Origin of the sequence: Acidovorax soli (genome assembly GCF_900107605.1) — a bacterium.
In the GTDB taxonomy this organism is placed as follows: domain Bacteria; phylum Pseudomonadota; class Gammaproteobacteria; order Burkholderiales; family Burkholderiaceae_C; genus Acidovorax; species Acidovorax soli.
Genome location: NZ_FNQJ01000013.1, coordinates 71306 through 86952 on the forward strand (window position 1 = coordinate 71306; position 15647 = coordinate 86952).

14 protein-coding genes are annotated in these 15647 nt (G+C 67.6%); 11 read left to right on the top strand and 3 right to left on the bottom strand.

Translation table 11 applies throughout. The features are described 5' to 3' along the window. Positions 1–31: 31 nt before the first annotated feature. A complete protein-coding gene (locus BLW02_RS10595) occupies positions 32–1051 on the bottom strand; it encodes a polyprenyl synthetase family protein (protein WP_244273673.1) in 1020 nt (339 codons plus the stop codon). Next, the gene (xseB, locus tag BLW02_RS10600) at positions 1036–1278 is read right to left on the bottom strand and encodes an exodeoxyribonuclease VII small subunit (RefSeq protein ID WP_092698368.1); all 243 of its coding nucleotides are present in this window, start codon (positions 1276–1278) and stop codon (positions 1036–1038) included. The genes BLW02_RS10595 and xseB overlap by 16 nt, the downstream gene beginning before the upstream one ends. Positions 1279–1599: 321 nt before the next feature. Here xseB and BLW02_RS10605 point away from each other — a divergent pair, with 321 nt between their 5' ends. The 4 genes from BLW02_RS10605 to BLW02_RS10620 all read left to right on the top strand — a co-directional run bounded on the left by BLW02_RS10605 (position 1600) and on the right by BLW02_RS10620 (position 6235). Then, complete coding sequence (locus BLW02_RS10605) at positions 1600–2739, top strand: aromatic ring-hydroxylating oxygenase subunit alpha (RefSeq protein WP_092698370.1); 1140 nt, start codon at positions 1600–1602, stop codon at positions 2737–2739. 131 nt (positions 2740–2870) lie between these two features. Beyond that, the gene (locus tag BLW02_RS10610; RefSeq protein ID WP_092698372.1) at positions 2871–3782 is read left to right on the top strand and encodes a DMT family transporter; all 912 of its coding nucleotides are present in this window, start codon (positions 2871–2873) and stop codon (positions 3780–3782) included. 63 nt (positions 3783–3845) lie between these two features. Beyond that, positions 3846–4745 (top strand): sulfurtransferase, encoded by a 900-nt coding sequence (locus tag BLW02_RS10615; protein WP_092698374.1) that lies wholly within the window; start codon positions 3846–3848, stop codon positions 4743–4745. A gap of 224 nt (positions 4746–4969) precedes the next feature. Next, a complete protein-coding gene (locus tag BLW02_RS10620; RefSeq protein WP_092698376.1) occupies positions 4970–6235 on the top strand; it encodes an AI-2E family transporter in 1266 nt (421 codons plus the stop codon). A 24-nt stretch (positions 6236–6259) separates the two neighbouring features. Here the strand turns inward: BLW02_RS10620 and ppc are convergent, their stop codons facing one another. Continuing rightward, positions 6260–9049 carry a phosphoenolpyruvate carboxylase gene (gene ppc, locus BLW02_RS10625; RefSeq protein WP_092698378.1) on the bottom strand — a complete coding sequence of 930 codons (2790 nt, stop codon included), beginning with the start codon at positions 9047–9049 and terminating at the stop codon, positions 6260–6262. Between the two features lie 132 nt (positions 9050–9181). Here ppc and hemC point away from each other — a divergent pair, with 132 nt between their 5' ends. From hemC to BLW02_RS10660, 7 genes are all read left to right on the top strand, one after another. Then, positions 9182–10120, top strand: coding sequence for a hydroxymethylbilane synthase (hemC, locus tag BLW02_RS10630; protein WP_092698380.1), 939 nt, complete (start codon positions 9182–9184; stop codon positions 10118–10120). A 7-nt stretch (positions 10121–10127) separates the two neighbouring features. Continuing rightward, positions 10128–10937: a uroporphyrinogen-III synthase gene (locus BLW02_RS10635; RefSeq protein ID WP_244273674.1), complete on the top strand. Its 810-nt coding sequence runs from the start codon at positions 10128–10130 to the stop codon at positions 10935–10937. Further along, complete coding sequence (locus BLW02_RS10640; RefSeq protein WP_092698384.1) at positions 10934–12061, top strand: uroporphyrinogen-III C-methyltransferase; 1128 nt, start codon at positions 10934–10936, stop codon at positions 12059–12061. Before BLW02_RS10635 ends, BLW02_RS10640 begins: the two co-directional genes overlap by 4 nt. Before the next feature lie 162 nt (positions 12062–12223). After that, positions 12224–13501 (top strand): heme biosynthesis HemY N-terminal domain-containing protein, encoded by a 1278-nt coding sequence (locus BLW02_RS10645; RefSeq protein ID WP_092698386.1) that lies wholly within the window; start codon positions 12224–12226, stop codon positions 13499–13501. A 242-nt stretch (positions 13502–13743) separates the two neighbouring features. Beyond that, the gene (locus BLW02_RS10650) at positions 13744–14319 is read left to right on the top strand and encodes a cytochrome b (RefSeq protein ID WP_092698388.1); all 576 of its coding nucleotides are present in this window, start codon (positions 13744–13746) and stop codon (positions 14317–14319) included. 33 nt (positions 14320–14352) lie between these two features. Continuing rightward, on the top strand, positions 14353–14928 hold the full coding sequence (locus BLW02_RS10655; RefSeq protein ID WP_092698390.1) for a YceI family protein: 576 nt from the start codon (positions 14353–14355) through the stop codon (positions 14926–14928). Positions 14929–14980: 52 nt separating this feature from the next. Then, positions 14981–15553, top strand: a complete 573-nt coding sequence (locus BLW02_RS10660; protein WP_092698392.1) for a YceI family protein — start codon at positions 14981–14983, stop codon at positions 15551–15553. Positions 15554–15647: the final 94 nt, after the last annotated feature.

Genomic DNA, 15647 nt, shown 5'->3' on the forward strand with positions numbered 1-15647 from the left:
CAAAGCATGGGGTTCGGACAAGCACCGGGCGTCAATACGATCGGTTCACCACCATGTCGGCCAGAGCCGCCAGCGCACGCGTATCGGCCAGGCCCGAGGCGGCCAGCGCGGCTTGCGCCTGCGCCAGCAGCTCTTGCGCATGGGCCTGCGCAGGGGCAAGCCCCAGCAGGGAGACATAGGTGGGCTTGTCGCTGGCGGCATCCTTGCCGGCGGTCTTGCCCAATGTGGCCGAGTCGGCAACCACATCCAGGATATCGTCCACCACCTGAAATGCCAGGCCGAGCGCCGCGCCGTAATCCGCCAGCGCCTTGTGCGCTGCGGCACCTGACGCGCCACAGGCCGCGCCCATCATCACGCTGGCCTGGAGCAGCGCACCGGTCTTGAGGCGGTGCATCTGGCGCAACTGGTCCTGCGTCAGGGCCAGCCCCACGCTGGCCAGATCGATCGCCTGCCCGCCCGCCATGCCCGCCGATCCGGCAGCCCGCGCCAGCTGGCGGCACAGCGCGGCCTGCACGGCCGGAGCAACACGTTCGTCATCGGGTGTCAGCAATTCAAAGGCAAACGCCTGCAGCGCGTCGCCCGCCAGCAAGGCCTGCGCCTCGCCAAACTGCACATGCACCGTGGGCTTGCCGCGGCGCAGCACATCGTTGTCCATGCAGGGCATGTCGTCATGCACCAGCGAATAGGCATGGATCAGCTCGACGGCGCACGCGGCACGCAGGGCCGCTTGGTCCATGCCGGCACGCAGGGCCGCTTGGTCCATGCCGGCACGCAGAGCGGCCTGGTCCATGCCGGCGCATGGGGCGGCTTCGCGCGCTGCGCCGTCCGCCCCGCTTTGCACGGCCTCATAGGCCGCCAGCACCAGCAGCGGCCGCAGGCGCTTGCCACCGTCGAGCACCGCATAGCGCATGGCCTCGCCCAGGCCGGCGGGCGCATCACGGCCCACCCACTGCCCCAGGGCCTGCTCGACCAGATCGAGGTGCTGACCGCTCCAGCCGGCCAGATCAAAAGCCGTGGAGATGCCGTGCGCCGCCATCATTCCTGCGCCCATGGCTGCAGCATGCCTTCATCGAGCACCTTGATCTGGTCCTGCACCGCTTCGAGCCGCTGGCGGCAAAACGCCAGCAATACCGCACCGCGCTGGTAGCCGGCCAGCATCTGATCGAGCGGCAGCTGGCCCGACTCGATGCGGCCCACGAGCTGCTCCAGCTCTTCCAGCGCCGCTTCATAGCTGGCAGGTTCGGCGGGTGGGGCGGTGGAGGCAGAGGCCTTGGGCATGGGCAGGACGGCAGAAGTTGCGCAGATAAAACAAACGATTTTAGGCCTACCCATGAGACGGCGCTGCCGCACGCCCGCGACAGGCCCCGGCACCCCGCCGGAGACCAGGCTGCCGCACGGCCCGATACCCCCGAGCCATGCAGCCGCCACATGCCCTAACGCGATTGGCAATACACGTAAGGGGGGTGCGGGAATAACCCCACCGCCTATAATCCCATTCCTTTCGAGCCGGCTAGTCACCTAGCCGGTTTTCTTTTTCCAGATGCGCCCCGGCGCACCTCCCACAACCTCCCTGTGGGGAGTCTTTAGGTCAGGTCCCCCATGTCTGATTTAAGTCTTCGACTGCAGCAGGCCGCAAGCCAACTACCAGTTTCAAGCTACTTTGACGAGGCGCTGTTCCAGCGCGAATTGGAAACCATCTTCCAGCGCGGGCCCCGCTATGTGGGGCACCAGCTTTCCGTGCCCCATCCGGGCGACTACCACGCCCTGCCCCAGGAGGGCGAAGGGCGCGCGCTGGTGCGCAACGCCCAGGGCGGCGTGGAGCTGATCTCCAACGTCTGCCGCCACCGCCAGGCGGTCATGCTCAAGGGCCGCGGTTCGCTGAACACCCAGCAAAAAGGCAGCGCGGGCGGCAACATCGTGTGCCCCCTGCACCGCTGGACCTACAAGGCCAGCGGCGAATTGCTGGGCGCGCCACATTTCGCGCACGACCCCTGCCTGAACCTCAACAACTACCAGCTGCGCGAGTGGAACGGCCTGCTCTTCGAGGACAACGGCCGCGACATCGGGGCCGACCTCGCAGGCATGGGCCCGCGTGCCGAGCTCTCGTTCGAGGGCTACGCGCTCGACCGCATCGAGCTGCACGAGTGCAATTACAACTGGAAGACCTTCATCGAGGTCTATCTGGAGGACTACCACGTCGGCCCCTTCCACCCGGGCCTGGGCCATTTCGTCACCTGCGACGACCTGAGCTGGGAATTCCAGAAGCAATACTCGGTGCAGACCGTGGGGGTGTCTTCGGCCTTCGGCCAGCCCGGCTCCGACGTGTACAAGAAATGGCATGAGGTGCTGCTGAACTACCGCGGCGGCAAGATGCCCGAGCGCGGAGCCATCTGGCTCACCTACTACCCGCACATCATGGTCGAGTGGTATCCGCATGTGCTCACCGTCTCGACGCTGCACCCCGTCAGCCCAACCAAGACACTGAACATGGTGGAGTTCTACTACCCCGAGGAAATCGCGGCCTTCGAGCGCGAGTTTGTCGAGGCCCAGCAGGCCGCCTACATGGAGACCTGCATCGAGGACGACGAGATCGGCGAGCGCATGGACGCCGGCCGCAAGGCCCTGCTGGCGCGCGGAGACAATGAGGTGGGCCCTTACCAGAGCCCCATGGAAGACGGCATGCAGCACTTTCATGAGTGGTACCGCGAGGCCATGGGCCAGACGACGCCAAAGGCCTGAATACGGCGAGCCAACCCACCCAATAAGCCCGACAGCGCACAGGCGCTCTCATTACAATAGCTGCCAGTGCTTGCTTTTCAAGCACTGGCAGCTATTTTTGTTGCTCAACCCACTTTTTCCCGATTGATCCCATGCAAGCCCTCTGGATGGTGCTGGCCGCGTTCCTGTTTGCGAGCATGGGCGTGTGCGTCAAGATCGCCTCGGCCCATTTCAACGCCGCCGAGCTGGTCTGCTATCGCGGCCTGATCGGCATCGTGATCCTGTGGCTGCTGGCACGCTCACAGCGCGTGGCACTGGCCACGCGCTACCCCGGCATGCACGCCTGGCGCAGCCTGGTCGGCGTGGCATCGCTGGGCGCCTGGTTCTATGCCATTGCCCACCTGCCCCTGGCCACGGCCATGACGCTCAACTACATGAGCAGCGTGTGGATTGCCGCCTTTCTGGTGGGCGGCGCGCTGCTGGCCTGGCGCCCCTCGGCCGCGTCGCCACGTCCGGCGTTCCAGGGCCCGCTGGTGCTGACGGTGCTGACCGGCTTTGTCGGGGTGGTGATGATGCTGCGCCCCAGCCTCGACCAGAACCAGGCATTTGCCGGCCTGATCGGCCTCATGTCGGGCATGACAGCCGCCTTTGCCTACATGCAGGTGGTCGCGCTGTCGCGGCTGGGCGAGCCCGAGTCACGCACCGTCTTCTACTTCGCGGTGGGCTCGGCCGTGGCCGGCGGCACCGCCCTGCTGGTCACCGGCACCTCGCCCTGGCCGGGCTGGCCCGCGCTGTGGCTGCTGCCCATTGGCGTGCTGGCGGCGGGCGGGCAGCTGTGCATGACCCGCGCCTACGCCAGCGCCAAGACCCAGCGCGGCACCCTGGTGGTGGCCAACCTTCAGTATTCGGGCATCGTGTTTGCGGCCATCTACAGCGTGGCGCTGTTTGGCGACCAGCTTCCGCCCATGGGCTGGATCGGCATGGTGCTGATCGTGGGCAGCGGCATCGTGGCCACCGTGCTGCGCACCCGCGCCGCGCCCGGAGCACCGGCCGAGGAACATTGACACAATGGAGGCACTCCATTGCCCTCCACCTTCGCCCTGGTGCCTGCGCGTACCCGACAGCCCATGACCTACACCACCCTGGTATCCGCCCCCGACCTGCAATCCCTGATCGCCAGCGGCGCGCCGCTGATGGTGTTTGACTGCAGCTTTGACCTGACGCAACCAGCGGCCGGTGCACAGCAGTACGCACAGGCCCACATCCCCGGCGCGGTGTATGCCCACCTCGACAACGACCTGAGCGCCAAACACGGCACACCCGGCCCGCACGGCACCGTCACCGCGCAGGAGGCCGACCAGCCCGCATCAGGCGGCCGCCACCCACTGCCCAGCCGCGAGCGCTTTGCCATCTGGCTCTCCAGCGTGGGCTTTGCCAACGGCATGCAGGCCGTGGTGTACGACCGCAACGGCGCCAACTACTGCGGGCGCCTGTGGTGGATGCTCAAGTGGGCAGGGCACGATGCCGTGGCGGTGCTCGATGGCGGCCTGCAGGCCTGGCAGGCAGCGGGCGGCGCGGTCGCCAGCGGTGCAGAGCCCGCGCACTTCCAGTCGAACTTTCAGCTGGGCGCGCCCCTGCGCCAGCTGGCCACGGCATGCGAGGTGCTGGCACGGCTGCAACAGCCCGGCCAGACCGTGATCGACGCCCGCGCAGGCGCCCGCTACCGGGGAGAGGTGGAACCGCTGGATCCCGTGGCAGGCCACATTCCGGGCGCCCTTAACCGCCCGTTCGCCGACAACATCGGCACCGATGGCCGCTTCAAGCCTGCGGCCGTGCTGCGTGCAGAGTTTGACGCACTGCTCGCCGGCCGCAACCCGGCCACCGTGGTGCACCAGTGCGGCAGTGGCGTGAGTGCAGTGCCCAACCTGCTGGCCATGGAAGTGGCGGGCCTGGGCTCCACCGCACTGTTTGCCGGCAGCTGGAGCGAATGGTGCTCCGACCCCGACCGCCCCGTCGAAAAAGGCTGAAAGGGCCAGATCCGGCAACCTGGGTTGCCAAAGCGCAAAAAAAGAGGGTTTGCAGCCGCTGTCAACACCCTGCGCAGAATTCAGGGGGGGCAACGCCTGGGAGCCTGCTGATCCAGCACTCGGCCAGGAAGGTCGGCAACGAGGGTTTTGGCGTGCACTTTGCCCCCACAGACAAGCGATGGCCGCCTACAGGGCAGGGGTTGCGGCTGCCGCACAATCCGCGCATGACCGAGCCCACAGAGCCCATCCCGCCCCCACCGCAGGCTTCGCCGGTGCCGCCTGCCTCGCCGCCCCATCCCGCCGATGCACGGCCCACCGCCGCCAGCGAGCCCGCCCCCACACTGGCTGCACCCGCGCAGCCCGCCTCCGCCGCACCCCGCCAGCGGGCGCCGGTGATGCTGCAGATGCCGGTGGATGTGCGCAACCTGTCGCTGGCGCTGCTGGCACTGTTTGCCAGCGTGGCACTGCTGCACTGGGCCAGCGCGGTGTTCATTCCCATCATGCTCAGCCTGCTGCTGACCACGGCCCTCAGGCCCATGGTGGAAGCCCTGTGGCGCTGGCATGTGCCGCGCTGGCTGGGGGCGGGCGTGCTGCTGATTGCCATTGTCTCGGGCCTGGCAGCCACGGCCTGGTCGCTCAGCGACGGTGCAGCGCAGCTGGTGGACTCGCTGCCCGTGGCGGCCAAGAAAGTGCGCGACAGCCTCAAGAACCGCACGGGCGCCAGCAGCCCCCTGGACACCGTGCAAAAGGCCGCGACGCAGATCGAGCAGGCCACCACTGACACGGGCGCCAGCACCCCGGCACGCCGCGGCGTGCAGCGGGTCATCATCGAACGCCCGCCCTTCAATATCCGCGACTACCTCTGGAGCGGAACCAAGGGGCTCATGTCGGCGCTGGGGCAGCTCATGGTGGTGATTTTTCTCACCTACTTTGCGCTGGCCTCGGGCAACCTGTTGCGCGACAAGCTGGTGCGCATCGCGGGCACCAGCCTGGAGCGGCGCAAGATCACCATCCATGTGCTCGCAGACATCACCAGCCAGATCCAGCGCTACCTGCTGGTCCAGGTCTTCACGAGTGTGCTGGTGGGGCTGGCAACCGGTGCGGCCTACTGGGCGCTGGGCCTGGAGAATGCAGCGGTGTGGGGCGTGGTGGCCGCGGTGCTCAACCTGGCGCCCTACATCGGCTCGGCGCTGGTGACGGGGGCGTCGGGGCTGGTGGCCTTTTTGCAGTTCGGCACGCTGGACATGGCCCTGGCGATCGGCGGCGCCTCGCTGGTCATCCACACCATCGTCGGCAACCTGCTCACCCCCTGGCTCACCAGCCGCGCCAGCAGCATGAGCCCCGTGGCGGTGTTCGTGAGCGTGCTCGCCTGGGGCTGGCTGTGGGGCCTGTGGGGGCTGCTGCTGGGCATCCCGGTGATGATGGCCGTGAAGGCCGTCTGCGACCGGGTGGAGGACCTGAAGCCGGTGGGCGAGCTGCTGGGGGACTGATCGCGCGCCCAGCACCTCCACAAATCAACCCGTGTTGCGCAACCCGGCCGCAATCCCGTTGATCGAGATGTGGATACCCGTCTGCACCCGCTCGTCGCCCTGGCCTGCGCGCCAGCGGCGCACCAGTTCCACCTGCAGGTGGTGCAGCGGATCGATGTAGGGAAAACGGTGCTTGATGGAGCGCGCCAGCGCCGTGTTGTGCGTGAGGCGCTGCTTGTCGCCGGTAATGCGGGTCAGCGCATCGGCCGTGCGGTGCCACTCGGCCTCGATGGCGCTGAACACCCTCTTGCGCAGGCGGGCGTCGGTGACGAGTTCGCTGTAGCGCGAGGCCAGCGCCAGGTCGCTCTTGGCCAGCACCATGTCCATGTTGGACAGCAGCGTGCGAAAGAACGGCCACTGGCGGTACATCCGCTGCAGCAAAGCCATCTGGGTCTTGGGGTCCTTGCCCTCCAGGTTGACGAAGGCTTCCACCGCAGCGCCAAAGCCGTACCAGCCGGGCAGCGTGAGGCGGCACTGGCCCCAGCTGAAGCCCCAGGGAATCGCGCGCAGGTCTTCGATCTTCTGGCTGGCCTTGCGCGATGCCGGGCGCGAGCCGATGTTGAGCTCGGCAATCTCGCGGATGGGCGTGGAATTGAAGAAATAGTCGGTGAAGCCCGGTGTTTCGTACACCAGCGCGCGGTAGGCGTCCATGCTGGCCTTTGACAGCTGCGCGGCGGCGTCCAGAAACGCCTTGGTGGCCGATTTGGTGGGCTGCAGCAGCGTGGCTTCGAGCGTGGCGGCGACCAGGGTTTCGAGGTTGCGCCGGCCAATCTCGGGGTTGGCGTACTTCGAGGCAATCACCTCGCCCTGCTCGGTCAGGCGGATCTGCCCCCGCACGGTGCCCGGGGGTTGCGCCAGGATGGCCTGGTAGCTCGGGCCGCCGCCCCGGCCCACGGTGCCGCCGCGGCCGTGGAACATGCGCAGCTGGATGCCGTGGCTGGTGGCCAGTTCGTCGAACAGTTCCACCAGCGCGATCTCGGCGCGGTACAGCTCCCAGTTGCTGGTGAAGATGCCGCCATCCTTGTTGCTGTCGCTGTAGCCCAGCATGATGTCCTGCTCGCCACCACTGCGCTGCACCAGCGCAGCCACGCCGGGCAAGGCATAGAACTCGCGCATGATGGGCGCGGAATGCGCCAGGTCTTCGATGGTCTCGAACAGGGGCACCACGATGAGGTGGTTTTTCGACTCGGCATCGAGCGTGCCGTCCATCAGGCCCACTTCTTTTTGCAGCAGCAGCACTTCCAGCAGATCGCTCACCGTTTCGGTGTGGCTGATGATGTAGTGGCGAATCGCCTCGTGGCCAAAGCGCTGGCGCAGCGTACGGGCCGTTTCAAAGATGGCCAGCTCGCCTTGCGTGTGGGCTGAATACGGGGCGCCCACCACGCGCAGCGGGCGCGCGTCGTTGAGCAGCTTGATCAGCAGCGCGCGCTTGGCGGCCTCCTGCAGGCTGCTGTAGTGGGGCTCGATGCGGGCCGTGGCCAGCAATTCGGCCACCACCTCCTCGTGCTTGTCGGAACTTTGGCGCAGGTCCACCGTGGCCAGGTGAAAGCCGAACACCTCCACCGCGCGGATCAGCGGGTGCAGGCGCTCTGCGGCCATGGCTTCGCCGTGGTGGGATTGGAGCGAGGTTTCGATCACGCGCAGGTCGGCCAGGAACTCTTGCGCACTGGCATAGGCATTCTGCGGCGCCACCGCATGCCGGGCGGCCTCGCCGCCGGTCAGGTCCTTGAGCGACGCCGCCAGGCGCGCGTAGATACCGGTCAGGGCACGGCGGTAGGGTTCGTCCTGGCGGTGTTCATTGGTGTCGGGCGAGCGCTGGGCCAGCGCCTGCATTTCGGGCGATACCGCCACCAGCCGCGCCGACAGCGACAGCTCGCCCCCCAGAAAATGCACCTCGGTGAGGTAGTGGCGCAGCGCCATGTCGGACTGGCTGCGCAAGGCATATTGCAGGGTTTGTGCCGTCACGTTGGGATTGCCATCGCGGTCGCCGCCGATCCACTGGCCCATGCGCAAGAAGCTGTGCACCGGGTACTGCCCCAGTTCGCGCTCCAGGTCCGCGTAGATCTTGGGAATCTCGCGCAGGAAAGTGGCTTCGTAATACGACAGCGCGTTCTCGATCTCGTCGGCCACCGTGAGCTTGCTGTAGCGCAGCAGGCGCGTTTGCCACAGCTGGGCCACGCGGGCGCGCAGCAGAGCTTCATTGGCCGCCAGCTCGCGCGGTGTGAGCGCATCCTTGGCGCTGTTGTACAGCTGGGCGCGCACCTGGATATCGTCGCGCACGGCCAGCAGCTGGGCGATGTCGCGCTCGGCATCCAGGATGCTTTTGCGCTGCACCTCGGTGGGGTGGGCCGTGAGCACCGGCGCCACGTAGCTGCTGGCCAGCGTCTGCGCAATGGTCTTGGGCGCAATGCCGGCCCAGCGCAGGCGCGACAGGGCCACCTCGATGCTGCCCTCCTGCGTGTCGCCCGCGCGCTCGTGCACGGCGCGGCGGCGGATGTGGTGGCGGTCCTCGGCCAGATTCGCCAGGTGGCTGAAGTAGGTGAAGGCGCGGATCACGCTCACCGTCTGGTCGCCCGACAGCGACTTGAGCAGTTTTTTCAAGGCACGGTCGGCCTCCTGGTCGGCATCGCGCCGGAAAGCCACCGAGAGCTTGCGCACCTGCTCCACCAGTTCGTAGGCTTCCACGCCCTCCTGCTCTCGGATCACGTCACCCAGAATGCGCCCCAGCAGGCGGATGTCGTCTATCAGGGGCTGGTCCTTGTCGGATCGTTTCATGGGTTTGTCTCCGGATTGAGGGGGTAGCCGGCCGCTACCCGCCTGCTGCGCAGGCCTGTGCGGACACCAGCCACCGGTGCGGCGCGATGCTAGCATTGCTGCTTGCCCGATGATTACAAATAGGTTACGAAATTGAGCCCGACACAACCCCTCTCCCTGGTGATCGCCACGCGCGAAAGCCGCCTGGCCCTGTGGCAAGCCGAACATGTGCAGGCCCTGCTGCGCGCGCGCGGCCACTCCGTATCGCTGCTGGGCATGACCACCCAGGGTGACCAGATCCTGGACCGCAGCCTCTCCAAGGTGGGCGGCAAGGGCCTGTTCGTCAAGGAACTGGAGGTGGCGCTCGAAGAAGGCCGTGCCCATATCGCCGTGCACTCGCTCAAGGACGTCCCCATGGATTTGCCCGCAGGCTTTGCCCTGGCCTGCGTGATGGAGCGCGAAGACCCGCGCGATGCCTTTGTCTCACCCCGCTACGCATCGCTCGACGCCCTGCCCCAGGGCGCGGTGGTCGGCACCTCCAGCCTGCGCCGCCAGGTGCTGCTGCAGGCCCTGCGGCCCGACCTCAGGATCGAGCCCCTGCGCGGCAACCTCGACACGCGCCTGCGCAAGCTCGATGAAGGCAACTACGACGCCATCGTGCTGGCGGCCGCGGGCCTCAAGCGCCTGGGCCTGCAGGATCGCATACGCACCGAATTCGCCACCAGCGACATGCTGCCCGCCGCGGGCCAGGGTGCCCTGGGCATCGAGATCCGCAGCGACCGCCAGGACCTGATGGAGGCCCTGGCACCGCTGGCGCACCAGGAATCCTGGCTCACCGTGACGGCCGAACGTGCCGTCAGCCGCTCCATGGGCGGCAGCTGCTCGATGCCGCTGGCCGCGCATGGCCGACTGGTGCAGGGCACCCTGCACCTGGAAGCCGCCTGGGGCGACCCCGACGGCCGCACGCCCCTGGTGCGCGCCAGCGCCAGCGCCCCGGTGGCCACGCTGGCGGCGGCCGATGCCCTGGGCGTCGAGATTGCCGCCCGCCTGCGCGCCGGTGGCGCCCGGGGCGTTGACCCGGTGGCCGGCTGAGCCTGCGGTGGCCAGCGCCCGCATCATCGTCACCCGACCGGCGCGCGAGGCAGCGCGCTGGGTGGAGCAACTGGGCACGCGCGGCCATGCCGCCGCGGCGCTGCCCCTGATTGCCATTGGCCCCTGCACCGACCCCGCTGCCCGGGCCGCGCTGGCCCAGGCCCGCGCACACCTCGACCGCTACCGCGCCGCCATGTTTGTCAGCGGCAATGCCGCGGACTATTTTTTTGAACAAGAAGCGCCTCTGGCGCCTGATGCGATTGCGCCATCAGCGATCAAAACAAGAGCATGGGCACCTGGCCCCGGAACCGTGCAGGCGCTGGTGCATGCGGGGGTTCCCCGCGAGCGCATCGACAGCCCGGCGCCCGATGCCCTGCAGTTTGATTCGGAAGCCCTGTGGCAGCGGGTGGCGCCGCAGGTGCGCGCAGGCGACCGCATTCTCATCGTGCGTGGCTGCTCCGAGGGCTCGGCTCCCGGTCCGGGCCAGGGCCGGGACTGGCTGGCACGCCAGATCGAGCAGGCCGGCGCCACGGTGGATTTTGTGGTGGCCTACACCCGCGGCGCCCCGCGCCTCACGCCCGAGCAGACCGCGCTGGCCCATGCGGCCGCGAGCGACGGCTCGTGGTGGCTGCTCAGCAGCTCGGAAGCCCTCACGCACCTGGCCAGCGCCGTGCCAGGCCTGGCTCTGCAGGCAGCGCGCGCCCTGGCCACGCACCCGCGCATTGCGCAAGCGGCACGCGCCGCCGGTTTTGGCCAGGTACAGGAATGCCGGCCCGCACTGGACGACGTGATGGCCTCGATAGAATCGGCGGCATGAGCCCCGAGCCCTCCATCGATCCGTCCACCCCAGCCGCCCCCGGCACCCCGGTGAGCGCCGCATCCGGCGCGGGCCCGGCGGGGGGCGTCGCCCCGGTCGCCACGCCGCGACACACCGGCGTTGGCACCTACCTGCTGGCCGCGATGGCCATCGCGGCCCTGGTCAGCAGCGGGCTGCTGTGGCAAAAGCTCAGCACCATCCAGGAGCAGCTGGCACGCCAGTCGGCCGATGCAGGCACACAGGCCGTCGAAGCGCGGACCGTGGCGCGCCAGGCCGAAGAACTGGTACGCGACACGGCCGCCCGCCTCTCGGTGACTGAAGCCCGGGTGGGCGAGGTGGCACTGCAGCGCAGCCAGCTCGAAGAACTCATGCAAAGCCTGTCGCGATCGCGCGACGAAAACCTCGTGGTCGATATTGAATCGGCCATCCGCCTGGCGCAACAGCAGGCCCAGCTCACGGGCAGCCTCGAACCCCTGGTGGCCACGCTCAAGAGCGCAAACCAGCGCATCGAGCGCGCGGCCCAGCCCCGCCTGGCCCCGGTGCAGCGCGCCATCGGCCGTGACCTCGACCGGCTCACCCGCGCCACCGTCACCGACACCGCCGGCCTGCTGGTCCGCCTCGACGACCTGGTGCGCCAGGTGGATGAACTGCCCGTGCAGAATGCCGTGGCCCAGGCCGCCGCCACGCGCCGCCTGGCAGCCGCAGCCCCCGGCCCTGCAAACGCGGGGGCAGCCCCGCAGGGTGACCAAGCCTGGTGGCAGACCACGCTGCAGCGCAGCTGGGAGGTCGTGCGCGACGAGGCCCGCAACCTGGTGCGCGTGAGCCGCATCGACCAGCCCGAGGCCATTTTGCTGGCCCCCGAGCAGACTTTCTTCCTGCGCGAGAACCTCAAGCTCAAGCTGCTCAACGCCCGCCTGGGGGTGCTGGCGCGCCAGTTCGAGTCGGCCCGCGCCGACCTGGCCGCCGCCACCGCGGCACTCAACAAGTATTTCGACCCTGCATCGCGCCGCACGCAGGCCGCCGCCTCCTTGCTGCAGACCGCCCAGGCCAGCATGAAGGCCGCCGAGCAGCCCCGTCTGGACGAAACCCTCTCTGCACTGGCCACGGCCGCTGCGGGAAGATGATGAAGCGCCCCCTGAGTCGCTTCGCGCCTTCCCCCTCTCTCGCTTCGCTGCGCGAAGCGGGAGGGGGACGCCCCCAGCGCGGCGGGGCGGCCCTTGCGCGGGGGTACTGGCTTTGGCCGTGCCAGTTTCACCGGTCGGCGCATAGCACATTGGATCACTGATATGCGTGCTGCACTTTGGCTTTTGGCGTTGTTTGGCGTGGCCGTGGCCGCGGCCCTGTTTGCGGGCAACAACCAGGGCACCATCACGCTGTACTGGCCGCCCTACCGCATCGACCTGTCCCTGAACATGGTGGTGCTGCTGCTGGTGAGCACCTTCGTCACGGTGTATGCCGCGATGAGCGCGCTGGCCGCCCTGCTGGATTTGCCGCGCCAGGCCCTGCGGTGGCGCGTGCAGCAAAAAGAACGCGCCATGCACGGCGCCATGCTGGATGCCCTGACGCACATGCTCGCCGGTCGCTTCATCCGCTCACGCAAGGCGGCACTGACGGCCCTGTCCAAGGAAGCAGCACTCACCACCGACGGTGAAACAGTGCCCCACGGCCTCCACCTGAGGACCATGGCGCACATGGTGGCCGCCGAAAGCTCACACGCGCTGCAGGACCGCGCCACGCGCGACACCCATTTGCAACAGGCCCTGGGCCAGGTGTCGGCAGGCGGCACCGCGCACGAGCAGGAACTGCGCGAAGGCGTGCACATGCGTGCCGCACGCTGGCTGCTGGATGACCGCGACGCCCGTGCCGCCCTCGAACGGCTTGCCGTTCTGCCGCAGGGCGCCGCCCGGCGCACGCTGGCGCTGCGCATCCGGCTCAAGGCCACCCGCCTGGCGCGGCAGACGCAGGACGCGCTGGACACGGCGCGCCTGCTGGGCAAGCACCACGCCTTCTCGGCCGGCGCCGCGCAAAGCATCGTGCGCGGCCTGGCCACCGAGCTCATCAATGGCGCGCGCGACACGGCCCAGCTGCAACAGACCTGGCTGCACCTGGAACAGTCCGAACGCGGCATGCCGGAGCTGGCCATCCACGCTGCCCAGCGCCTGGCAACCGTGGGGGGCGAACCGGCACAGGTGAGGGCCTGGCTGCTGCCGGCCTGGGACCTCATGGTCAAGCAGCCGCAAGCCCTGCCCGACCCGCATGCGCTCAAACTGGTGCGGGCCCTCGAATCGACCCTGGATACGCTCGATGCCTCCTGGCTGGCGCGCATCGAATCCGCCCAGCAGGCCAACCCGCGCGATGCCCGCCTGCAATACCTGGCGGGCGTGGCCTGCCTGAAACGCGAGCTGTGGGGCAAGGCGCAGCAACTGCTGACCCAGGCCACCCCGCATTTGCCCGACGCCGGCCTGCGCGCCAGTGCCTGGCGCCATCTCGCCGAGCTGGCCGAGCGCCGCAACGACAGCGAAGCCGCCGCAGCCGCCTGGAAAAAGGCCGCACTCGCGCATTGAAGCGGCGCTGGCGCAGTGGGCCGCCGCCCTGGCGGTCAGCCCCTCTGCACGGCGTGCATTGGGGAACTTTGAGCGCAGACGGTCGATCAATTCAGTTTTTTTGAATTGAACCGTCAATCCATCTGAAACCCGTCCGTCCCATGACTCCCTAAACTGGAGCCATTCCTGCACGGCATCCGTCTGGCAACTGCTGCATACCGTGCAGCCTCGCGCCACGGACAACCCTCAACGCTTTCCCCGACATGCCTTCCTCCGACCCCGGCCAGGCCCTCGCCGCCCCACGCTACACCCACACCGCCATGCTGCTGCACTGGCTGCTGGGCATTGCGCTGGTCACCCTGTTTGGCCTCGGCCTGTACATGGCCGACCTGCCCTTTTCCCCCCAGCGCCTGAAGCTCTACAACTGGCACAAGTGGGCCGGGGTCAGCATCCTGGTGCTGTCGCTGCTGCGCCTGGCCTGGCGCCTGGTGCACCGGCCACCGCACCTGCCGGCCCGCATGCTAAACGCCATGCCCCGGTGGCAGCAGATGGCGCACCAAGGCGCGCACCACCTGCTGTACCTGCTGTTTTTCGCCGTGCCGCTGCTGGGCTGGGCCTACAGCTCGGCGGCGGGCTTTCCCATCGTGTTTCTCGGACTGTGGCAGTTGCCCGACTTCGCCCCGGTCAGCCCGGATCTGGCCGATGCACTGAAACCATTGCACAAGCTCAGCGCCATGGCCATGGCCGCACTCGTGCTGGCGCATGTGGCTGCCGTGCTCAAGCACCAGTTCATTGACCGCGACGGGCTGCTGCAGCGCATGCTGCCGGGTCGCCGCTGATCCCCGTCGCCCCATTTTTCAGGAGTGCCTCCCATGCAAGTTTCTTCCTACTTCTCGGCCCTGGCCCTGGGCAGCGCCGCCCTGCTGGCGACCCAGCCTGCACTGGCGCAGCAAAAGCTGGTGCCCGCCCAGAGCGAAGTGCAGTTCACCGCGCGCCAGATGGGCGTGCCACTGCAAGGCCATTTCAAGAAGTTCGACGCACAGGTCAGTTTTGACCCCGCCAAGCTGGCCACCAGCAAGATCGCCTTCACGGTGGACACCGGCAGCGCCACCATGGGCTCGCGCGAAACCGACTCCGAACTGCCCAAGCCCACCTGGTTCAACGTGCCCCAGTTCCCGCAGGCCACGTTCCAGTCCAGCGCCATCAAGGCCCTGGGCGCAGGCAAATTCGAGGTGGCCGGCAAGCTCAGCATCAAGGGCGTGGCCCGCGACGTGGTGGTGCCCGTGACGCTGGTGCAAAACGGCGCCACCACCACCGCCAGCGGCGTGCTGCCACTCAAGCGCCTGGCATTCAAGATCGGCGAGAACGAGTGGGCTGACACGTCCATGGTGGCCGACGATGTGCAGGTGAAATTCAAGCTGGCACTCAGCGGTGTCGGCAAGTTCTGATCGCTTTTTTTGTTCCCCCTGTTTTCCCAACCTTTTCTTCAGGAGTTTTTTGATGCGTAAATCCCTCTTCGCCTTGGCTGCCACCGCCGTGCTGGCCACTGCCGCCCATGCAGCCCCCGCCACTTACGCCATTGACCCTACGCACACCTTTGCCACTTTCGAGATCAGCCACTTTGGCGCGTCCGTGAACCGCGGCCGCTTTGACAAGAAACAAGGCACCGTGCAGTTCGACAAGGCAGGCAAGAGCGGCAAGGTCGAGATCACCTTTGACGTCGCTTCGGTCAACACCGGCACCGCTGTTTTTGACAAGGATCTGATCGCTGAAGAAATTCTGAACGCAGCCAAGTACCCCACCGCCAAGTTTGTCTCCGACAAGTTCCACTTCAACGGCGACAAACTCGCCTCTGTCGATGGCAAGCTGACGCTGCTGGGCAACACCCAGCCCGTCACGCTCAAGGCCAACCAGTTTGCCTGCTATGAAAACCCCATGCTCAAGCGCGAAGTCTGCGGTGGCGACTTTGAAACCACCATTGACCGCACGGCGTTCGGTTTGAATTACGGCATCGACTGGGGCTTCCCGAAGAACGTGCGTCTGGTAATGCAGATCGAAGCTGTCAAGCAATAAGAGCGGCTAACAAAACGGCAAGAGCCTTCGGACGCAGATGACACAGCAAGCCAGGGAGAGCAACGCGACGTGAATGTCGATGCGGCGCTCGAAG